We start from the raw sequence: 19,671 nt of genomic DNA on the forward strand, positions 1-19,671 counted from the left end.
CCTTGGCTCAGAGACGGCGCGAGAGGAAGTCGAGGACCGCGGCATCGAAGGCGTCCGGCGCCTCCGCGAAGGCGAGGTGGCCGATGCCGTCGAGGCAGACATATTCCGCGCCCGGGATCTTCTCGGCCATCTTGGCGACGGTGGGGGCAGGCGCATTCCCGTCCTTGGAGCCCGCAACGGCCAGGGTCGGAACCGCGATCCGCGCGAGCGCCGCGCGCTGGTCGAACCCGACGAGCGCGAGCACGCTCGCCCGCCAGGTCTCCTCCGGCACCGCGGCGGCCGATGCCTTCGCGAGCTCGAAGGCGCCCGGATGGGGATCCTCGCCGAGCAGGGAAGCCGCGATGGTCGGCGCGAGCGACTGCATCGTCTCGCCCCGGTCGAGCGGGCCGAGGCGGGCGGCCACGAACTCCTCCGCCCAGCGCGGATCCTTGCCGCCGAAGGCGGGCGTCGTCTGCGCGAGCACCGCCGCCCGGACAGGCCCGAGCGCCTCGGCCATGTAGGTCTGGACGATCATGCCGCCGATCGAATGCCCGACCAGCACCGGCTCGCTGAGGCCGAGCGCCGCGACGAAAGCCGCGACCGCCTCGGCATAGGTCCTCATGCTCGTCTCGGGGAGCGGCTGCGACCCGCCATAGCCCGGCAGGTCGAGCGCGATGGCCCGGAAACGCGGTGCGAAGCTCCGGAGCTGGTTCGTCCAGAGCCGCGCGCCGCCCCCGACGCCGTGCAGGAATACGACCGGCGTGGAATCCGGCGCGCCTGCAGCCAGATAGCTGAAGCGCCCGTCCGGGGTCGTCGTCGCCTGGTCCATCTGCTCTCTTCCCGTTCGTCTGCACGATAACGTGGCCGCCCGGGATGAAAAGAAGATCTTTTAAGCTTCAAGCATTCCGGTCTAGCCTTCAGGGATCGTCTGTAATGGCGCCCGGCCGGGCAGTCACGGAGCCGAGATGATCCAGCGCGACGCCTGCCTCGCACGCGACCGGGACGATCCCCTCGCCTTCGCCCGCGAGCGCTTCGAGCTGCCGGCGGGCGTGATCTATCTCGACGGCAACTCGCTCGGTGCGCTGCCGAAATCCGTGCGGCCGCGGATCGACGACGTGATCGCGCGCGAATGGGGCGGGGACCTGATCGCCTCCTGGAACAAAGCCGGCTGGTACACCGCGCCGGGCCGGGCCGGCGCGAAACTCGCCCGCCTGCTCGGCGCGAAGCCCGGCGAGGTGACGGTCACGGATTCGATTTCGGTGAACCTCTTCAAGCTGCTCGTCGCCGCGGCCCGAATGCGGCCCGGGCGGCGCGAGATCCTGGCCGAGGCCGGCAATTTCCCGTCCGACAACCATATCGTCGAGAGCGCCGCCCGGATGCTCGGCCTCGCGGCGCGCTTCGTGCCCGCCGGCGAGATCGCGGCCGCCGTGACGGAGGAGACGGCGGTCGCGACGCTCAGCCATGTGAACTACCGCACGGCCGCGATGCAGGACATGGCGGCCGTGACCGCGGCGATCCACGCGGCCGGCGCGCTCGCCATCTGGGACCTCGCGCATTCTTCCGGCGCGGTCGAACTGGACCTCGACGGCTCGGGCGCGGATTTCGCCGTGGGCTGCGGCTACAAGTACCTGAACGGGGGCCCGGGCTCGCCCTCCCACGTCTTCGTCGCCGAGCGGCACCAGGCCGCCTTCGACCAGCCGCTCCAGGGCTGGTTCGGCCATGCCGACCCCTTCCGCTTCGACGACGGCTTCGCCCGGGCGCCCGGCATCCGGGCGGCGCTCTGCTCCACCCCTCCCATGCTGTCGCTCCTCGCCTTCGAGGCCGCGCTCGAGGCGTTCGACGGCGTCGAGATGCGCGAGGTCGCCGCCAAGGGCCGAGCCCTCTGCGACCTGTTCATCGCACTCACGGACGAGCGGCTTGCGCGGTTCGGCGTGACGCTCGCAACGCCGCGCGAGGCAGCGCGCCGGGGCAGCCACGTGTCGCTCCGCCACCCGGAGGCCTTCGGCATCGTGCGTGCGCTGATCGCCCGCGGCATCGTGGGCGACTTCCGCGCGCCGGACGCGATGCGGTTCGGCTTCGCGCCGCTCTATATTCGCTTCGCCGACATCTACGACGCAGTCCTGGCCATGGAAGAGGTCATCGGCACACAAGCCTGGCGCGACCTCGCGCCGGTCGAGGCGGGAGCGGTCACGTGAGCGGGAGCGATGCCCCCTCCCCCTCGCGGAGAGGGTGGCCCGAGCGGAGCGGAGGGCCGGGTGGGGGGCCGGCAGAAGGCACCCCCGCGGTTCCGTCCGGCACGCCCCCCGCCCCTGCCCCCTCCCCACAAGGGGGAGGGGAAACCTCGGCCTGGCACGACGCCAAGCTCGATTTCCGCCGGGACATGTCCTACGCGGATTATCTCGACCTCCACCGCATCCTCGCGGCCCAGCATCCGCTCTCCGAGGACCGCAACGAGCTGCTCTTCATCATCCAGCACCAGGTCTCGGAGCTCTGGATGCGGTTGATGCTGCACGAGATCGACGGCGCGATCGCGGCGCTCCGCGAGGACCACCTGCCGCAGGGCTTCAAGGCGCTGGCACGCGTCTCGCGCATCATGGAGCAGCTCGTGAATGCCTGGAGCGTGCTCGCGACCATGACGCCCTCCGAATACAGCGTCATCCGCCCGCATCTCGCCAATTCCTCGGGCTTCCAATCCTTTCAGTACCGGGCGATCGAGTTCCGGCTCGGCAACAAGAACGCGGCCCTGATCGAGCCGCACCGGCACGATCCCGCCCGGCTGGCGGTCGTCGAGGCGGCCTATGCCGAGCCCTCGCTCTACGACGAGGCGGTTCGCTGCCTCGCCCGAAGGGGCTTTCCGATCGCGCCACGGGTTCTCGAGCGCGACCTGCGCGAGCACATGCCGGAGGACGCTTCGATCCTCGCCGCCTGGACGGAGGTCTACCGGGAGCCCGACCGCCATTTCGACCTCTACGAGCTCGCCGAGGAGCTGGTCGACGTGGAGGAGGCGTTCCGGCTCTGGCGCTTCCGCCACGTCGCGACGGTCGAGCGCATCATCGGCTTCAAGCGCGGCACGGGCGGGACCGCCGGCGTCGCCTATTTGCGCAAGATGCTGGACGTGGTGCTGTTTCCGGAATTGTGGCGCCTTCGCACCGAGCTCTGACGGACCATCCAGGCTCGCCGCCGCCCTGCCGCAGGGGCTGGCCGCAGAGGCACCCGGCCGCCCCCTGCCCTTCCGGGAGACACTTTCGGTGGAAAGCTTCCGCCCAAACCTGCCGAGACCGGTTGCCAAGCCGCCCAAGAGCCTTTATCTCACCGCTCGTCCGAGGCGCCACGAGCCGCCCCCGACAGGCGCCCGTAGCTCAGCTGGATAGAGCACCAGACTACGAATCTGGGGGTCAGAGGTTCGAATCCTTTCGGGCGCGCCATTAAATCAATGACTTAGCCGAGGTCCGCCGCAGCCTGACTTTTCTGCGGACCCCACGCGGACCCGGCCAGCAGCATTTCGGATCTGCCGCGATCCTGTTCGGGCAATCTGGCCAGCCTGCATCCTACAATCCATACTAGGCACAATCGACAGCCCCCTGGGACAGCCGGAGGAACTAGCCACGTGCCGCATTCCCGCGTTCTTCGGTGCCAATCCCTGCTCAGCGGCCTCCTGCTGATGGCTGCGCTGCCGCTTTCCACGTCCGCCTCATCGCAGGTGTCTGAACTCGCCTACCTCGGTCCTCGTGGCACCTACTCGGAGCAGGCAGCGCTCGCCGTTCGCTCAGCACGCGGCATTGCGGTGGAACCAACGACTGAGGAGAGCCTCGGCGCGGTCACCGAAGCCGTAGCGGCAGGTCGGGCTCGCCTCGGCATTCTCCCGATCGCGGCAACTGTCAGCAGCTTCCCCGCGGCATCCCACGCCGCACTTCTTCGTGCTCCAGACCCAGGCTGGCGGGTGGTTGGGGAAGTTGAGCTGCCGATCCTCTCCAACCTTCTCGTTAAGCCGGGAACGAGGAAGGAGGATCTCCGAAAGGTGCTCTCGCACCCGAACGCGCTCAAAGAGGCCTCCATTGTCCTGCGCCGGGACTTCGGGAACCTGCAACAGGTCGAGACGGCCTCGACAGCGGCAGCGGCTCGCGAGGTTGCAGCGGGCGACGGAACGATCGCCGCTGTTGCCGGGCCGGCAGCCATGCCGCTCTTCGGGCTTGTCGCTCTCGCCGAGGGCATTCAGGACGATCCGAACAACACCACCCTGTTCTGGGTCATTGGATCTGGAACGTCTGAGCCATCCGAAGCGCCCGACCGTGTGGTCCTGCTGGTCGAAGCACCCGGACGGTCGGCAAACCTCGGAGCAGCGATCGCGGCCCTGAACGGACTAGGCTTCCGTGTCACCTTCGTGAACTCAGCGCCCCTACCCGGCCCGCCCTTCACGTTCCGCTACGCAATAGCGGCTTCGAGCCAGCGTCCAGTACCGCTGGCAGAGGTACGGACGACACTTGAGAAGATTCCGCACACTCTGGTCGGCGCCTACACAGCCAGATGAGGGCTTCCTGTGATCCAAGGATCGTCCTCTGAGGAAAACGGTCCTGGACCTGATCTGGCCTTCAGGTTGGAGTGCCAAACCTCAGCCGACGCGGAGAACCTCGACCGCTGGCGGCGTGAGGAGGATCTGGCTGAAATCGCGCATCCAGTCTCCCTCGCCCTCTTTCGGCGTCCTCTGCCTCAGGCCGTCCAGCTGATCGAGGCTCGTCAGCTCCACCTCGAACTGAAGCGCAGGGCCACCCTGAGCACGGGTGAGCGGGATGAGTAGCCGGGCGTTCAGCCCTTCCGATTGCGCGGCGGCCACCTCGCGGCGGATCAGCTCGAGGGCTCGTTCCCGGTCGGCTGGCCTGATGCCGTAGGAGAAGCGGGCGAGGTACACGTCACGGCTCCATGGCTGACGCTGCTCACCTCAGAACGTACGCCAGCCGGCAGCGGTTCGATCCCTCTGCCGATGCAACCAGGGTCATCATTGCGGCTCGACGAGTCGCTCGTGGCACAGATCGTCCAGATCGACCGTGTCCAGAACCTCATCCGTGAAATGCCGAAGGATCTCCTTTCGGGACACCCCCTCTGACTGGAGGGCCGCGACTGCAACCTCGATCCTCCTGTCACGCTCGGCTCGGGCAAGCTGCTCCGACTCTCTGGCCAGCCGGCGTGCCTCAACTTGAACGTCAGGGGAAGATTGAGCCGCGACTGCCGACATCCCGTCCTCGGTCGGATCTTCGAATGTGCCCGCAACAGCGAAGGCCATCACCACGGCTGACAGCACAAGCAGGACCTTTTTCAGACTCACCATCAGCTCCGGGATAAGAAGGTTAAGCTGCGGTGCGGGTCAGCGCCTCGGCCGCAGCTGAGAAGGATCTCAACCTTCTACACCGCCCACGGATGACCGGCTAACCTAACCCGGAACGCTCAACATGCCTCCGGGTTGATCGCCCGTTGAAAGGGCACGCGCGTGAGACTGATTATTGTCCTGCTTGCGATCGTCGGCGGCTTCATCATCGTCGCGATGACGGTCGCACCTTCCCAGCCCGCCGTGCGCGACTGGTACATCGCCAATGCCTGCCCCGTCCTCGATAACATCAGCACAGATATCTGTGCTGCTCTGAGGCGCTCCGCTGCTGACCCTAGACCTGGGTGATCTCGCACTCGACTGCGTGAGGGTGCAGTTCTGATGACCACGAATCGGGTAGGGTTCGGCGCATGACACGCCGCTCCCGCCCGCCATCCAACGACAATCGCGGTGGTCGACCAATGCCCAGCATGAAATCCGGGAAGAAGCGGCCTTGAATGATCACACTAGGAGCGCACGCGCCAAGGCCGACGCCGAATTCGAGAAGTTGCAGAGCCAAGCTCGAGCTCGTGAGAAGACGCTGAGCGAGCGCGAGACCCAGATCCAGGCCAGGGACGACAATACGGCCCGGCTGAAGGGCTTGCGGCTGGCCCGGGACGAGGCCGATCGGACGTCGTGATCAAGGGCTTGGACAAGTCGAAGATCGTTGCGACCAGCTGCGCGCCGCAGCGATGCACCTACTGCGGATGCGTGTATGTTCGAGGGGGCGAGCCGAAGCCGTTCGGCTATCTCGATTCAGGAATCAAGCCGGGTGGGTGGATAAGCGCGATATAGCCTTCGTGCCGGCCCGCCGACGCCTCTCTGTCGCCGGAGCCCGGAAGATCGCCTGGCGGTGGCGACGATGATCTGGCGCCTTCGCTACGTGCTGGACCTACGAGATACCGGCATAGGCGAGGAGCTGCCTCAAGCGCCCCTCTATCCGCGCGAGCTCGATCTGATCATCGACGGTGAAGGTCGTCAAACTGACGCCGCTCCGGCGGTAGCTGTCTCGGATCGCGTTTCGTCGCGTGGCGAGTTCCACGAATTCGGCTGCGAGCTTTCCTGCCGTGGCCGGCCCGATCACGTTCGGTCGGTATCGCCCCGGCTCGAAGACGGCCATTGGATCAGGAAGGAAGAGTATCTTTCCGGCTCCTCTCAGCTGAGGACTGACGTCGAGCAGCTTTCCCCCATCATCGCGCCAGACACCGTGATGCTCAGCTTCGAAGTAGATGCCGGGAATGGACCAGATTGCCCATCCATAAGCTGTGCTTCCTCCCGAGATAGCTACTGAGTGGAGCACGTTGTTGAAGCACTCGGATGGACGCGCGTCGGCGTGCGGTTTTGATCGAACGACAACTGGCCGCTCGGAGGAGATCGACCGGCAGAAAGCAAGCAGACCTGGAGTGAGCTTCTTGGGGAAGGTGATCATCTGGCGTTCGGATTGATCGTTGACTCCTTGCATATACCCGTGGCCCGTTAGGACATCACGGTGAACGTCGGGCATGGCACGTCGCGGCGGAGCGTGGCCGCTCCTGCTGATCCTGCTTCCTCTCGGGTGGTGCGTCTCTGACAAGAAGGCGCCCGGCAACGGCGCGCATCTACAGCCCTCGGTGACCTTCACAGCTTCGTCCGCGAACAGTTCGCCGTCGTGGGCACCGGTGTACGCGCCGGCAGCCTTGCCGAGCGCGACATCAGCTGCACCTTCGGCCGCGGCGTACGAACCTACGGCCCGAACCGTCTACGTGAGAGGCAAGGACGTTCCGCTGCGGTCCGAGCCGCGCAAGAACGGGCCTATCCTCGATCGCTTCTCGGACGGAGAGGCCATCGGCGAAATCGAGCGGAAGGACGGCTGGGTGAGGGTGCGGCACCCTCTCACCGTCCGCGAGGGGTGGATCGATGCCCGGCGCCTGCAGGACACGGCACCGCCGGCCCAGAAGCGTTCCGGTGAACCAGTAAAGGAGATTGCGACCCCAAGCGGTTCCGCTGTCGCCACGGCGGCGATAGCGGCGCTTCTGATCAGGCAGTCGCTCGCGAGCTACCCTGGGTCGTGTGCCTGTCCGTACAGCCGGGACCGAGCTGGCCGATCGTGCGGGCGACGGAGCGCGTATTCCAAACCGAAAGGCCGATCGCCGCTCTGCTACGAGTCGGACGTGACGCCCGCGATGATCGACGCTCACCGGTCACGCCAGGCGCGGGGCGGAGCGATGCGATGAGCCGCGAAGGCCCAGAGAACGGCTATGGCAAGTGGGGCCAGGCCGGCGTCCCGCATCGCGGCTGGACGTGCGACGACATCGAAGATCTCGGCGAACTCGCGGCCGTGTGTGAGATGTGCGAGGCGCAGGAGATCCGTTACGTGCACCACATGAGCCATCCTCGTTATGGGGGCACGTTGGCTTGCGGATGTGTCTGCGCCGGGCACATGGAAGGCGACCCATCCGCCGCGGCCGACCGCGACAAGCGGATGAGAAACGCGGCAGCTCGCCGCGCACGCTGGCTGAGTCGGAAAGGCTGGCGCGTCTCGCAGAACGGCAACCCGACAATCAGGGCTTATGGTTACCGAGTGACGGTGTTCTCGCGGGCAGGCGCATGGGCGGCCTCTGTCGCGCCGCTCGGCGGTGAGCCGATCTTCTCGAAACGAAGATGGTCTACGCTTCGGGCGGCGAAGCTGGCAGCGTTCGACAAGATCGTTCAGCTCGGTGAATGAGCACGAAGGGGAGCAAGCGGCAGCGATGAGCGAAGAGGTACTCCAAATCGAACGGTTTCAGGTGAAGGCTCTCGCCCTAACCGAACCGGGCCGGGCGAGCGCAGCCGTTTGTCAGTTCTGGATGACAAAATCTGCAATGGTGCCAAAAATCGGCGCTATGACGCTTTGCGTCGGCGCCTGACGGCATGGTCGATTCAGCGGCTTAGTATTGGGGCGGAGCGGACGGCTATGCGACTTGACGTCAGCAGAGGTGTCGGACGGTTCGGCCGGGCGCTGCTCGTAGTGTTCGAAGTCGAGGCTGCGCTCAAGATGCTCGATGACGCGTTCGACGAGGCTTGCCCGCAGGTTTGAGCCGAGACTTGGCGGAATGTCCGCTGCACAGCGGGTTGCCCCGTCCATTGAGCCCAGACGTCCGTAGCATTCTCTCACCTTCTCTCTAGGTGGCTTGGGTCGGATCGGGTAGACTGGCGGGATGCGCTTCGCCTACGCTTTGTTACTTGCGACACTTTCTGTCGGGATCTCGGGCTGCAACAGCGTCAGTAGAGACCAAGCTGAGCAAAGGCAGGCTGCGGGCCGGGCTGCTTGGGACGCCGCCAACAGCGCTCACGCCGCCTGTGCGGGCCGCCAGTTCCGAACAATGACTGCGCAGGCTGCCTGCTTAACTGAGGCCGATAACTTGGTCCGCGCGACTTACCCCCACCCGGACCTTCTTGACCTCAGGATTGCCACGCGGGCGTCCTTGGCGGCGAAGCTAGACGCCGGGCAGATTACCCAGCCTGATTATGACCTTCAGTTCGCGACCGCGATGTCTCGAATCACGGCGGAAGAGCGCTCGCGCCAAGCGGCCTCAGCATCACTCGCCTTGCAGGCCATGAACGCGAGAAGTCTCGCCCGTGCAGCGGACCCCCACCCTGTCACCTGCACTCGTCTTGGTTTCACGACAACTTGCTACTGAGGAGCGGCAGGGGTGAGCCGCTTCGCCTGGATGCTTGTTCAGTCAGCCGCCGTGATCGGGCTGACGTGGATGTTCGCGAGCGCGCCTAGACCTGACCCGATCCATCCGATCGGGGCCTTGATCCTGAGCGTGATCATCGTGGCATTTCTGACGGCGGTGAGTGTCAATCTATGGGACTGGCTGGCGCGACCTTTCCGCCGCCGCCGCGCTAGTCCCGGCCATGCTGACGAGTCGCCCCAACAGCGCATTGGTCCGAGCCGCCCCAGGCTGGGCAGTAGCCAGATGCCGGAAGAGCGGGGCCGCCGCCGGATCGGTTAGGATACGGGCGATCTCAGCAGTGTTTTGCCCAAGGTTCCACTGCTGGAAGCGCTCAAGCACCTTTCGCGGGAGCTGGGTGCCGGCGCCAGCTGCCATCGTGAGGCTAGTGCCCACTGCGCCGCCCCCCTTCAATTCGTTCAGCGCCTCGATGTTGTACGCGGTCAGAGAGCCGGGGCGCTGCCGCTGGCCTGTCGCCGCCATTATTTCGAGGAACCTATCGAACCCGGGTAGTATGGCATCCCCGCCCGGGAGCCCACGGATCGCCGCTGCGAGGTTCTCGGCCTGCTGGCGGTTGCCCTTCAACTGCGAGACGAACTTCGCCCCCCCAAACTGGTTGTCGCCCGCAGTCAGCGAACGTGCGGCGTGATTGAAGGTGCTCTCGGCGTGCGCTCGGACCAGTTGCCGGGCGGCAGTCGGCTGGCTCTTCGCGAGGGCTGAGACGGCATCGAGTACCTCCCCTGCGCTCCCAGGGACAGGATTGGCCGGGAAGAGCGCATCCATCGCGGCGCGCACGTCCGGCCGGCTCGCAAGACGCCCGATGAAGGTCTGCTCAACCCGCGCGAGGCCGTCGCGCGCAATCGCGACCGCCCCCAAGCGGTCCCGCACGTCTGGGAATTGCCGGAGGATGTCCTCGTTGTCCCGCATGAGGCTCCGCAGAGCGTCGGCAGAGACGTTGCCGCCCCCGTCCGTTGCCGCATCGAGCACCCGCGTCGTCAGGTGGCCTTCATATGCGCGCCGAGCCGGGTCCGACGCGACCGAGGAGAAGTCACGGGCGGCGGACGATCCCTGGTCTATCGCGGCGGGGACGCGCTCAACGGGTAGGACGAACTCTTTCCCGTACTGATCGCGCTCGACGATCCGGCCGGGGGCTTTGGTGTCGCCAAAGGGGGCGAGAGGACGGCTTGCTGCCTCGAAGTGGCGGCGCGCCTGACCATAGGCCGGGACCCGCTCTAGCGCCTGGTCTAGGGTCCCGAGCGCGCCTTCTAGTTCCCGCACGGCGCCATTTGCGCCAGCCCGCTTCGCTTGGTCGATCAGGTCCGTGATCGCGGTGCGAGAGCCATGCAGGCCTGCGATCGTGGTGTCCAGTTCCCCCGTGTTGGTGAACAGCGCCTTCCGCGCCGCTTCAAGCCCTTGCCGGACAGACCCCTTCGCAGTGCCGAGAACCTCGTCGAGGTGCTCCAAGACGGTCGTGACATCGGCCTGCCCGAACCGTGTTGGCGCAAGCCCAATGACCGGCATACGCTCGGTCACGTTGTTCGCCGCCATCCACTGCTGCGTGGCTGCCTCCCGCTCGACGGGGTCGAGGAAGATGCCAGGGCCGGGGCGATCGTAGTGCTTGGTCACGTCGCGGAACCCGAACCCGCCATCAAGCGGGATCTCGGCCGGGGCGTTCCGGGCGGCGGTATAGTCCTGGTCGCCCAAGGCAGCCCGCATTCCTTCGCGGCGCTCGTAGACCTGACGTAGTTCGGGCTGGATGACCCGCCCTGCCTCTTCAGGGGTCACGCGCGGGCCGGCTGCCCACCTGGCTTGTTCAAGAGCCTGCGCCTCCGGCGTGCGTGCGACAGCTGCCTGCCCCCCATCTTGCAATTCTCGGCCGAGTTGCGTCGGGGACGTAATCGGAGGGGCTACGTCATCGAAGGCCCTCCGGGCGGCCCCTTCGACCTGCGCGGGCCGTTGCGCCATGAACTCCCGAAGCTCGCCTCTCCCCTCCACAAGCCGCTGGAGATCACCAAGGCGGGTTGACCCGCCCGTAACGGCCTGGGCCGCCTCCGCGCGCGTGAGTGGAACGCCCTGTGCGGCGGCATCCCACATAAGTGCCTCGATCGCATCGACCTGCGCCGGCGCCATCCTTTCCGTGAAGTCTGCGACTGCTTGGGCACCGGTCGTGGGGCGGGAGAGCGCAGCCGCCCCTAGGCCGCCCACAATCGCTCCCCCAGCACGCGCCCAAGGCTCAAGGGCCGTCCCTTCCGTCGCCTGCCCCGCCCCCTCACTAAGGAGGCCCGCGGCGAGAGATGGAACCGCGCGGAGCCCCCCGCCTGCCATCTCCCCGACAGAGGCGGCATATTTCCCCGCGATCGTCTGGGGGCGGTACGTCTCGCCGATCACGCCTTCCACGGCCCGGGTGGCCCCCTGCGGCTGCGGCAGGACGGAGGTGGGCGAAAGCTGGTCCGTCCAGTGCTCCTGCCGAGGGCGAGCATCCTGGTCCCATGCCCCGGTCCCACCCGGCGCAAAGCGGTTATAAACGCGACCAACCGTCTGGCGGCTCACCTCGTCGGCGCCTTGCTGTAGCAGCCCAACCGCGAATCCCGGCAGGCCCGCCATGCCGGCGGCACCGCGGATAACCCCGCCTTGAACGCCACCCGCGATGTCTGCGGCGACGCTCGGCTTTTCAGGGGCAGGCGGGGCAGCCGACGACATGCTGCGGAACGCCTCAAAGGCTGCATTCTCATCAGGCGCCGTGACCTGATAGCGCCCACTGCCGTCGCTGATCTCAAAGGTAGGCACCTAGTCGATCCTCCGGATCGTAACACCGTTGCGGACCAACTCCTGACCCGGCTGAAGCAGCTTCTGCGTTCCGGCGGGCACCGCTTGGCGCGCGGGAGCGCTGTCTTGCGCCTTTGCCCCGAGCTTTCCTGACTTCGCGAGTTCCGACAGGCCCGACTTGAACGCGAGGTTCGGGGCGGGGAGCGCGCGAAGCTCGCGGATGGCGTCCGCGGGCTTCAATTCCCCTGTAATCGCACGGTCGGCAATCTCGGCCCGTGCTACCTTGTCGTCCGCGAGCGCTTGGAGCGTCCTATTGATCAGGCCTCGCCCTTCAGGCGTGGCCATCAGGCTGGGCAGGGATGCCTTGAAGCCCCTCGCGTCGAAGTCAGACGTGGTGCCCGAACCTGGGATGCGCTGCGCCGGAACCAGCTTGTCTATAAGGGAGCCGTAGGCCTCGACTGCGCCGATGTCGGCGCCGATCTTGATCCCGAACTCGGCGAGTTTCGCGCGAGCGGCAGGCAGCGTGTCGTTGTTGATGACCTCGCCGTACGCCTGAAGCTGGCCTAGCATGGCTTTGTCGAGCCGGCCGGCATCACCTTCCTTCGAGATGGCGTCGAACCGTTCTGCCATCGCCCCAGCCGTCTTCTTCGTGAACTCCGTTTCCCCCTTGAGGTCGACGTTCACCTCATTCGTCGCCTTCCCAGGAAGAGTGACGCGGCCATTCCCATCGACCTGCACGACGCCCTTGTAGTTTGGATCCACGCCTAGCGACGTGCGCTCGGCCGGGTCCGTAACCGTCCTGACGCGCTCGCGCTCGGTGCGCTGCGCCTCCCGCCGATCCTCACGAAGCCGCGCGAACTCGTTGGTCCGATACTGCTGGGCTTCCTGCTGAAGCTGGCTCATCTCGGCCTGGGCAACCTGCCGTTGCGCGGCGGGGAGCCCGGGAATGGCGAGCGCCTGCCGGAGCTGCGTCATCCGCTGCGTGATGTTCGCGGGAATCGGGATCTGGCTCGGATCGCCCGGGATGGTGAACTGCTGGACCTCACGGCCGCCTTGAGCGGGCAAATCCGCCTGCGCAACCTGCTCGCCGCCCGCGGCCGGCTGCGGTGCCGGCGGATCGCCGGCATACCGACGCGAGAGGAAGCGCGCCATGTTGTAGCGCTTCTGGTACTCGCCCTGCCCGGGCTGGTCGTAGCCGGAGAAGCGCCATGCATTCGCGAGGATCTGGTGCGCCTCCTCCACGCTCTTCGCGTTCTGGAGGGCGACCGTCACCTCCGGGTTCTCGGTCAGGAAGAACTTCGCCTGGGCGACGATCGGGTCCTCTGCTCCACGCGTGGCGGCCTGCATGGCGGCAAGACGCGGCCCGCGCCACGAGAACAGTCCGCCCGACGTGCCAGGCTGCCCCGACTGGCTCGGGTCCGACCACGTCCGGGCGACGTTGCCAGGGTTCCAGCCGCTCTCGGCCTGCCCGTATGCGTCCACGACAGCGAGAGCATGCGGGTTCGTCAGGCCGCCGGCCTTGACCGTGTCGATGAACCTGCCGCGGATTGCGGGATCTGCCGGCTGCCGCATGGACTGTCCGCCACCGCCGGCAAGGGTCGGGAGGGCACCGGACGGAGCCGCCGGGGCCGCCACCGAAGCCGAAGGCGAGCCGCCCCCCATGAGGCGCCCGAACTCCGCCGCGGCCTGCGTCTCCCGCCCGAGCTGAAGCAGCCCAAGTCCAAGCTCAGGCCTGCCAGAAGCAAAGCCGAGCTTCGCCGCCGCCGCGTAGTCCCCGCTCGACGCGAGATCGCCGAGGCTGCTGAGGGTCTGCTTCTTCGTGTACTCGTCGAGGCCGTCGTAATAGGCCTTCCCGAGCCCCGCGAAGCCCTGGTAGAAATCAGCGAATGCCATGGCTTACGTCCAGCTCTCGTTGGGGTCGATGGTGAAGCGGGAGCCCCCGAATAGATTGGAGAGCCCACCCGTGCGGCCGAGCCCACCAGCCAGGAGATTTGCTCCGCCCAGCATCGCCCCCCAGAGGTTCCCGCTCGCCGCGTCCTGAGCTCGCCCGCCCTGAAGGAGCAGGTTCGAGTTCTGCGCCGCGTTGTTGGCGAAAGCCCCGCCGACAGTGCCCGTGTAGTTGTTGATCGCGCCGATGTTCCGGTCTGCGCTCTGGCCAAAGAGGTTCGCCTGAGCCGTGCCGTAGTTCGTCGCTAGGTCCCCGAGTCCCTTGGTGAGGCCCGCCTGCTGCCCGATCGCCTGGAGGCCCATGTTGCCAAGACCGGCGAGGCCTGCCTGCCACCCGGTGAACTCGCGGTTCGCAAGGTGCGCGCCCCGATCGGCAATGGCCTGGAGCGTGTTGCCGGATGCGAGCGAGCCCGTTGCTGATTGCTGCCGGGCGACCGCGTCAGTCGCGCCACGGACCATCTCGTCATAGCCAGGGGACTTTCGATAGCTCGCGACCGCGTTGTCATAGCCGGCCTGGCCATTCGCCCCGAGCGTGTCCGCGTAGAGATTGAAGCCACGGAGCCCCGTTTCGGCAAACGGGGCGTACATGTCCCGCGCTGCGCCGTACTCGGCTCGAGCCGTGTCATAGCCCTGCCCGAGCGAGTAGAGCCCGCCCTGAAGCGCGTTTGTCGCCTGCTGGAAAGTCTCCTGCTTGGCAGCGTCAGCGATCGGGACGATCTGGCCCAGGGCCTGATTGTTGACGTTGATGCCGGCCCACATGCCGCGGCGGGTGCCAGCTGCGTCGAAGGCGTCGAAAAGTCCCACGATCACGCCCTCCCCACGCAAGAGCGGACTTCGCAGTACGCGCGATACGCACCCCCGGCCCGCTCGAGCGCGCTCTGCAGATCGACGAGCAACCCGAGGATCTCGCCCTCGGCCCGCGGATTCGTCATGAACCGCGTCAGCAGCGTGGCCGTGTGGGTCTGAACCAGTTGAACGTTCAGAGCTGCCGCGACCAGATGATGCTCGCTGAGAGGCGCAAGCGCAGCCGGGGATTGGAGAGACCCAACCCCCGGAGTGAAGGCGGGGCTAAGGTCGAGGTCCGCGCTCATGCCGCCCTCGCGGATTGCTGAGCGGAGCCCCGCGAGCCGGAAACAACCGCCCGCAGCTCGCGCCGCAGGTATTCGGAAATGCTCGTCCGATCGCGCTCGGCAGCGGCCTCGATCGCCGCGCGCAATTCCGGCTCTGTCCGGATTTGAATGAGCGCCTTAAACGCTGGCTTCATGTCCTGGTCTCGTATTCAGCCAGGAATACACCACAAACGACGGTCTATGTCTTACGATTGTTTGTTATTGCCTCTGTGGCGTCCGTCGCTTTAGCTGCTCTGTTCTTATGATGTGGCCGGCTTGCTATCACAATCTGTGATAAATGCCGCTACTTTTCGAAGGCTTCAGTCGGCTCTTCAGGATTGAGGGGATACGCTTCGGGGTGCCGCATCATGTGAGCGAAGGTCCCGGGCGTGCTCGCTTCGCGTTCATATTCGGCCAGTTTGGCTTGCCTCTTCTCCTCTGGCTCCCCGATGATCGAGAAGGCGGGAAATAGGGAGCCGGCGCCTCGTTGCCGCAGCAACTCCATAACCGAGTGACCGAGAAGGAAGCCCTCCCGATCGGCCTCGTCATTGCTCAGCGGATGTTCGCCATCCCCCAGAGTGCCTACAAGCGTTGCCTTGAGAGCGCGATACAGAACTGAGCGCGTCCTGGGGTCCGTTTCCCAGGAAGCCCCGGTTTGAGCCTGAACGGCCTGGGTAGTGACCGCGACAAGCTTGGCAAGCAGGGCCGGGCCAGGGCCACCTAGCAATTCAGTGGTGCTCGGCGGACGGGCGAAAGACTGCTCTAGCCGGTACTCAACCTCCTGCCCCAGCGAGCGCCCGGAGGCAGCCGCGGCTTCCTCGAGTTTGGCCCGCAATTCTTTCGTCGTGCGCGACATCACCGGAACGCGCTTCCCCTCCCCCTCTGGGACAACCCGCTTCGGCATTCTTCCGTCTCCCCTGTCGCGGCTGTGAACAGGTGTAGCGTCTATCATTCAGCCACTTGACAAGCAACCTGTGCCGCCGCGATAACGCTCAGGTGTTTCGTCTATGATTCACTCGCACGGGGAGCCCCTGACGATGAACGACGCAATCCAGAAGGCCCTACGAGAAGGAGGGAGCGTCAACGTCCGCCCCCTCGCGAAGGCGGCGGGCGTCTGCCCCGCCACGCTCTACCGCGCAATCAGTAGGGGAGAGATCGAGGCTATCCAGATCGGGAAGCGCATCACCATTCCGGCACACATCGCCCGGAAGCTGCTGAAACTCCCCGAGGTCGCGGGCGCCTCCCGATCGGAGGCGGCTTGAACATGTCGGCCGTACCCGCAGCCGAAATCACGGGCCGGAAGGCCGGCAGGTCGGCCAGCGACCAGTTCGGCATCACTACTGGCCCGAAAAGCCTGATCACCCGGGCGGAGGCAGCGAACCTTCTCGGGATCAGCACCCGCACCTTGGAGAGATACGACCGGGACGGCACTGGTCCCGGCTTTCATCGGATCGGTCCCCGCCTGATCCGCTATAGCCCGGACGCGTGCCGGGCCTGGGCAGCCTCCCGCTGCTTCCCGCATCGGGCCGCCGAGTTGGCCCGTGCATCCGCTCAGAACGAAACCACCGGCTAGGAGGGCTCTCCCGGCCGATGGCATCGAACTCAGATCGGTGTGTAAGCAGCTCTGATCTAACAGTTCGCCCCTCTCGCGCCAAGCCCTCTGACGCCGATCCCAAGAAGGATCGGACCATGTCACCCGAACTTGATATCGCCATCCAGCGTCTCGCCCTCGCATTGGTGCGCAGGCGGTGCATCCCCTTCGCCGTCGCTCGCGCGCTCGCCACGATCGAGCTGACGCCCTGTGTTCGGAGGGCCTGAGCAATGGCCACCGTTCCCCTCCACGCCGCCGGGCCGGAGGCCTTCCGAAACACCGGTTCAGGAGGGCTGCCTTGAGCGCGCTCTCCCTCGGCGAGAAGGCCGATCTCACTCAAGCTTTGCTTCGCGACCCTCGGCTTCGGCCGAGCACGCGGGCTGTCGGCATCGCTCTGCTTGGCTTCGTGAACGGGCAGTCGGGCGAGTGCTTCCCAAGCTACGCGACCTTGGCCCAGGCCGCCTGCCTGCGACGTAGAGCGACGATCAACGCCATCCGGGACCTCGAGCAGCACGGGTGGGTCTCCGTTGCTAGGGTCCGAGGCGGCGATCCGACCGAGCCAAATGGCTGGGTGACGAACCGCTTTCGCATCCACCCCCCGGTGCACGGAGATGCACCCCCCGGAGTGCACCTGGATGCACCGGGGCCGGGTGCACGGCCATGCACCACCCCGGTGCACGACGATGCACTACCCCCGGTGCACAGAGATGCACCTCCCCCGGTGCACGGCGGTGCACCCAAACCCATGAACAATAAACCCGTGAACTGGAACCCAGGAGAGATATCTCCCGCAACCAAGCAACCTCGGCCCTCGAAAGCAGGTCAAAGCGAAGCTGAAATCGACCAAGCGTTCGCGGACTGGTGGCCCAGGTACCCCAAGCACGTCGACAAGCTCGGAGCCCGACGACGTTTCGGCAGCGTCCTGAAAGCCCGGTCTGCGACCGCAGAACTGCTCAACGCCGGGGCCGACGCCTACCGCCGGCAGTGCGAGGCCCGCGGAACCGACCGCCGATACATCAAAAGCCCCGAGGTCTGGCTGAACAAGGGCTGCTGGGCTGACGAGCCCGACACTCAACCCACCTCAAGCTCCCCGAACGGAAAGGAGGCTATCCATGCTTGGTCTCAACTCGATTTCGGCTCACCCTCGCGTCGGCGGGAAGGCGGTCTCATCATCGAAGCGGAGTATCAGCGTGTCGACTGAACTTGCCCCTTGACGGTGACAACGCGCTCCGTCTCACGCCAGCCGAGCTTCAGCGCGGGATCGCAAAGGTTCAGGCTGAGCTCGGCCGGCCGGCTGGATCGCTTGTCGGCGAGGCCTTGAAGCAGATCATCGGCGCATATCCGGTACCGAAGGACTTCGCCAATCCGCAGGACTTCCTGGACCAGGCCATACTGGCGCTCGAGGACTTCCCGGCGTTGATCATCGAGGAGATGGCGGACCCGAAAGTTGGGATCGTTCGCGAGCAGCGATATCTGCCGCGCATCGCCGAACTCGTGGCGTGGTGCGAGAAGCGGATACGTCGCTACGAGAGCGCTTGCTTCGACGCTCAGGAGGCGATCATGCACCAGGAGCGTGAAGCTACCATCCGCCAAATGCAGGAGGAGGCTGCCGCGGCCGCTCGTGAGAGCCAGGCCCGCGAAGAAGCGGCCAGGGAACTCGAGCCCGAGGTGCTGAAGCGCCTGAAGGCCCTCCCGACCTGGACGCGGGAACGACGGCCGCGTGTCGGGGAAGAGCGGGCCAAAGACGAATGGCAGGCAGCCATGGCCCGTTCCCTTGCCCGCCGGCCCAAGCTCGTCGAGCCGTATCTCGATATCCTCGCTGAGCAGCCTGCTCTGCTCCTTTGGGCGACCGAGCAGGAGAACACCTACCGCGGCTCAGGATGGCCGAAGCTCAGCCATCGGATGCTGCAGGTGTTCGAGGGTCAGACGACCGTGGGGGCGGGTTGATGGGACGCCGTGCCTCGCCTCTCGACCGGCTGATCCTCAAGACCGTCCGATGCGTGTCGTGCGGTGCTCACTTTGGCGAGTGCGCCTGTGCCGAGTTGCGGAAGATCCAGAACGAGCAGGAGGCGAGCCGCGAGCGCCTTCGGTCCATCCTCTCGCCCCGGGACTTCGCTGACCTCGAAGCGCGCTGGAGAGAGATCGACAGCCGGTCTGCGGAGAAGCCTCAATGATCCGCCAGTCTCTCCAGCGCCTGTCCTGCTTTCCGTCTGCTTTTGCAGGCGGTACTATGATACCGTGATTTTGTGGTAGGACACCTGAGTCATGACGATGAAGGCCACCCACCGCGGCCGGTTTAAGCCGGGCCAGAGCGGCAATCCGAACGGTAAGGCGCCCGGGACGAGGAATCGTGCCACCCGTGCTCTTGAGGAACTGCTTGCCGGCGACGCGGAGAACATCGTCCGGAAGGCCTCCGAGATGGCCCTTTCAGGCGATCCGACCGGCTTGCGGCTCTGCCTCGAGCGCCTGATCCCCGTTCGGAAGGATCGCCCCATCAAGTTCGCGCTGCCGGCGATCGAGAAGACGGAAGATCTGACGAAGGCGACCGGCGCCCTGCTCGCGGCCGTTGCTGCCGGCGACCTCACTCCGTCCGAAGCCGCAGAGCTCGGGAAGCTGGTCGACGCCCATGTCCGGGCCGTGGAAGCCGTAGACCTGCACCAGCGCCTGGCGCGCCTTGAGGAGGGCCGTCCATGATCCCTGCTCAGATCCAGCGCCGGCTAAAGGCCGTTGAGGACAAGCACAGGCGCATCTCCGGCGACCGGCGCACGAAGGCGGAGCGGGACGCCATGATCCGCGAAGTCCTGAGCGACCCAGAGCGCGTACGCGAGATCAGCGCCAGGCTGCTCGGGTGCAAGCCGGCCGACATCAGTGACGCGGTGCACGCGCGGCATATGGCGGTGCTGCAGGCCGCTGTGAGGGCGGACACATGAGCACGGCCTTTGAGCACCGCCTGCGCAAGCTTGAGGCGGACCCTGCAAATGTCATCGCCCTGCACGGCATGACTGACGAGGAACGGATCGCCATCCTCCGCGAGGCGAAGCCCGGGCCGGCCACGGAGGCGTTCGTTACCTGGTTTCAGACCGCCGAAGCACCAATCGTCTTCGATGTCTCCGGCTACTCGAAGCACGGACACGATCCCCGGCTCGCCCGCATGTTCGATGCTCGGCTCATGAGGATTGCGCGAGGAGGTTCGCTGTGACCACATCCCTCGCGCGCCGCCTCTCC

Annotated in this window: 26 protein-coding genes, 1 tRNA gene and 1 pseudogene; 17 read left to right on the top strand and 11 right to left on the bottom strand. The window is 66.2% G+C overall.

Annotation, left to right across the window (positions count from 1 at the left end; translation table 11 throughout):
* Window positions 1-7: 7 nt before the first annotated feature.
* Window positions 8-808, bottom strand: coding sequence for an alpha/beta fold hydrolase (locus ACO2SS_RS08715; RefSeq protein ID WP_423277229.1), 801 nt, complete (start codon window positions 806-808; stop codon window positions 8-10).
* Window positions 809-944: 136 nt separating this feature from the next.
* Between ACO2SS_RS08715 and kynU the strand changes: the two genes are divergently transcribed.
* The 4 genes from kynU (at window position 945) to ACO2SS_RS08735 (ending at window position 4,507) form a co-directional block, all read left to right on the top strand.
* Window positions 945-2,174 (top strand): kynureninase, encoded by a 1,230-nt coding sequence (gene kynU, locus ACO2SS_RS08720; protein WP_423277230.1) that lies wholly within the window; start codon window positions 945-947, stop codon window positions 2,172-2,174.
* Window positions 2,171-3,139, top strand: a complete 969-nt coding sequence (kynA, locus tag ACO2SS_RS08725; protein WP_423277231.1) for a tryptophan 2,3-dioxygenase — start codon at window positions 2,171-2,173, stop codon at window positions 3,137-3,139. Before kynU ends, kynA begins: the two co-directional genes overlap by 4 nt.
* A gap of 188 nt (window positions 3,140-3,327) precedes the next feature.
* Window positions 3,328-3,404 (top strand) — tRNA-Arg (locus ACO2SS_RS08730).
* 236 nt (window positions 3,405-3,640) lie between these two features.
* Complete coding sequence (locus ACO2SS_RS08735; RefSeq protein ID WP_423277233.1) at window positions 3,641-4,507, top strand: prephenate dehydratase; 867 nt, start codon at window positions 3,641-3,643, stop codon at window positions 4,505-4,507.
* Between the two features lie 81 nt (window positions 4,508-4,588).
* Here ACO2SS_RS08735 and ACO2SS_RS08740 read toward each other — a convergent pair whose 3' ends face one another.
* Window positions 4,589-4,885, bottom strand: a complete 297-nt coding sequence (locus tag ACO2SS_RS08740; RefSeq protein ID WP_423277234.1) for a hypothetical protein — start codon at window positions 4,883-4,885, stop codon at window positions 4,589-4,591.
* 87 nt (window positions 4,886-4,972) lie between these two features.
* Window positions 4,973-5,302: a hypothetical protein gene (locus tag ACO2SS_RS08745; RefSeq protein WP_423277235.1), complete on the bottom strand. Its 330-nt coding sequence runs from the start codon at window positions 5,300-5,302 to the stop codon at window positions 4,973-4,975.
* A gap of 159 nt (window positions 5,303-5,461) precedes the next feature.
* On the opposite strand from ACO2SS_RS08745, the gene ACO2SS_RS08750 reads away from it, so the two are divergent.
* Both ACO2SS_RS08750 and ACO2SS_RS08755 read left to right on the top strand, forming a co-directional pair.
* Window positions 5,462-5,647 carry a hypothetical protein gene (locus ACO2SS_RS08750; protein ID WP_423277236.1) on the top strand — a complete coding sequence of 62 codons (186 nt, stop codon included), beginning with the start codon at window positions 5,462-5,464 and terminating at the stop codon, window positions 5,645-5,647.
* 145 nt (window positions 5,648-5,792) lie between these two features.
* Window positions 5,793-5,978, top strand: coding sequence for a hypothetical protein (locus ACO2SS_RS08755; protein WP_423277237.1), 186 nt, complete (start codon window positions 5,793-5,795; stop codon window positions 5,976-5,978).
* A 252-nt stretch (window positions 5,979-6,230) separates the two neighbouring features.
* Here ACO2SS_RS08755 and ACO2SS_RS08760 read toward each other — a convergent pair whose 3' ends face one another.
* A complete protein-coding gene (locus ACO2SS_RS08760; protein ID WP_423277238.1) occupies window positions 6,231-6,842 on the bottom strand; it encodes a hypothetical protein in 612 nt (203 codons plus the stop codon).
* On the opposite strand from ACO2SS_RS08760, the gene ACO2SS_RS08765 reads away from it, so the two are divergent.
* The gene (locus tag ACO2SS_RS08765; RefSeq protein WP_423277239.1) at window positions 6,841-7,551 is read left to right on the top strand and encodes an SH3 domain-containing protein; all 711 of its coding nucleotides are present in this window, start codon (window positions 6,841-6,843) and stop codon (window positions 7,549-7,551) included. The two genes, ACO2SS_RS08760 and ACO2SS_RS08765, sit on opposite strands and share 2 nt — an antisense overlap.
* A complete protein-coding gene (locus ACO2SS_RS08770) occupies window positions 7,548-8,042 on the top strand; it encodes a hypothetical protein (RefSeq protein WP_423277240.1) in 495 nt (164 codons plus the stop codon). The genes ACO2SS_RS08765 and ACO2SS_RS08770 overlap by 4 nt, the downstream gene beginning before the upstream one ends.
* 111 nt (window positions 8,043-8,153) lie before the next feature.
* On the opposite strand, the gene ACO2SS_RS08775 is transcribed toward ACO2SS_RS08770, so the two are convergent.
* The 7 genes from ACO2SS_RS08775 to ACO2SS_RS08805 form a co-directional block, all read right to left on the bottom strand.
* Window positions 8,154-8,441: a hypothetical protein gene (locus ACO2SS_RS08775; RefSeq protein WP_423277242.1), complete on the bottom strand. Its 288-nt coding sequence runs from the start codon at window positions 8,439-8,441 to the stop codon at window positions 8,154-8,156.
* A 724-nt stretch (window positions 8,442-9,165) separates the two neighbouring features.
* The gene (locus ACO2SS_RS08780; protein ID WP_423277244.1) at window positions 9,166-11,820 is read right to left on the bottom strand and encodes a hypothetical protein; all 2,655 of its coding nucleotides are present in this window, start codon (window positions 11,818-11,820) and stop codon (window positions 9,166-9,168) included.
* A complete protein-coding gene (locus ACO2SS_RS08785; protein ID WP_423277245.1) occupies window positions 11,821-13,692 on the bottom strand; it encodes a hypothetical protein in 1,872 nt (623 codons plus the stop codon).
* Window positions 13,693-13,695: 3 nt separating this feature from the next.
* Window positions 13,696-14,550: a hypothetical protein gene (locus ACO2SS_RS08790; RefSeq protein WP_423277246.1), complete on the bottom strand. Its 855-nt coding sequence runs from the start codon at window positions 14,548-14,550 to the stop codon at window positions 13,696-13,698.
* Window positions 14,551-14,552: 2 nt separating this feature from the next.
* Complete coding sequence (locus ACO2SS_RS08795; RefSeq protein WP_423277247.1) at window positions 14,553-14,837, bottom strand: hypothetical protein; 285 nt, start codon at window positions 14,835-14,837, stop codon at window positions 14,553-14,555.
* Complete coding sequence (locus tag ACO2SS_RS08800; RefSeq protein WP_423277248.1) at window positions 14,834-15,010, bottom strand: hypothetical protein; 177 nt, start codon at window positions 15,008-15,010, stop codon at window positions 14,834-14,836. Before ACO2SS_RS08800 ends, ACO2SS_RS08795 begins: the two co-directional genes overlap by 4 nt.
* A gap of 149 nt (window positions 15,011-15,159) precedes the next feature.
* Window positions 15,160-15,759, bottom strand: coding sequence for a TraY domain-containing protein (locus tag ACO2SS_RS08805; RefSeq protein ID WP_423277249.1), 600 nt, complete (start codon window positions 15,757-15,759; stop codon window positions 15,160-15,162).
* Window positions 15,760-15,892: 133 nt separating this feature from the next.
* On the opposite strand from ACO2SS_RS08805, the gene ACO2SS_RS08810 reads away from it, so the two are divergent.
* From ACO2SS_RS08810 to ACO2SS_RS08850, 9 genes and pseudogenes are all read left to right on the top strand, one after another.
* Complete coding sequence (locus ACO2SS_RS08810; RefSeq protein WP_423277251.1) at window positions 15,893-16,117, top strand: hypothetical protein; 225 nt, start codon at window positions 15,893-15,895, stop codon at window positions 16,115-16,117.
* 2 nt (window positions 16,118-16,119) lie between these two features.
* Window positions 16,120-16,428: a helix-turn-helix transcriptional regulator gene (locus ACO2SS_RS08815; protein ID WP_423277252.1), complete on the top strand. Its 309-nt coding sequence runs from the start codon at window positions 16,120-16,122 to the stop codon at window positions 16,426-16,428.
* Between the two features lie 116 nt (window positions 16,429-16,544).
* Window positions 16,545-16,673 (top strand): hypothetical protein, encoded by a 129-nt coding sequence (locus tag ACO2SS_RS08820; RefSeq protein WP_423277253.1) that lies wholly within the window; start codon window positions 16,545-16,547, stop codon window positions 16,671-16,673.
* A 116-nt stretch (window positions 16,674-16,789) separates the two neighbouring features.
* Window positions 16,790-16,957 (top strand): annotated as a pseudogene (locus ACO2SS_RS08825) (helix-turn-helix domain-containing protein); the annotation flags it as partial.
* Between the two features lie 234 nt (window positions 16,958-17,191).
* Window positions 17,192-17,647: a hypothetical protein gene (locus tag ACO2SS_RS08830; protein ID WP_423277496.1), complete on the top strand. Its 456-nt coding sequence runs from the start codon at window positions 17,192-17,194 to the stop codon at window positions 17,645-17,647.
* A gap of 2 nt (window positions 17,648-17,649) precedes the next feature.
* The gene (locus ACO2SS_RS08835; RefSeq protein WP_423277255.1) at window positions 17,650-18,393 is read left to right on the top strand and encodes a hypothetical protein; all 744 of its coding nucleotides are present in this window, start codon (window positions 17,650-17,652) and stop codon (window positions 18,391-18,393) included.
* Window positions 18,394-18,711: 318 nt separating this feature from the next.
* Window positions 18,712-19,140 (top strand): DUF5681 domain-containing protein, encoded by a 429-nt coding sequence (locus ACO2SS_RS08840; protein WP_423277257.1) that lies wholly within the window; start codon window positions 18,712-18,714, stop codon window positions 19,138-19,140.
* Window positions 19,137-19,376 (top strand): hypothetical protein, encoded by a 240-nt coding sequence (locus ACO2SS_RS08845; RefSeq protein ID WP_423277258.1) that lies wholly within the window; start codon window positions 19,137-19,139, stop codon window positions 19,374-19,376. Before ACO2SS_RS08840 ends, ACO2SS_RS08845 begins: the two co-directional genes overlap by 4 nt.
* Window positions 19,373-19,645 (top strand): hypothetical protein, encoded by a 273-nt coding sequence (locus ACO2SS_RS08850; RefSeq protein ID WP_423277260.1) that lies wholly within the window; start codon window positions 19,373-19,375, stop codon window positions 19,643-19,645. The genes ACO2SS_RS08845 and ACO2SS_RS08850 overlap by 4 nt, the downstream gene beginning before the upstream one ends.
* Window positions 19,646-19,671 lie beyond the last annotated feature (26 nt).

The organism is Enterovirga sp. CN4-39, assembly GCF_049446235.1.
GTDB lineage: Bacteria > Pseudomonadota > Alphaproteobacteria > Rhizobiales > Beijerinckiaceae > Enterovirga.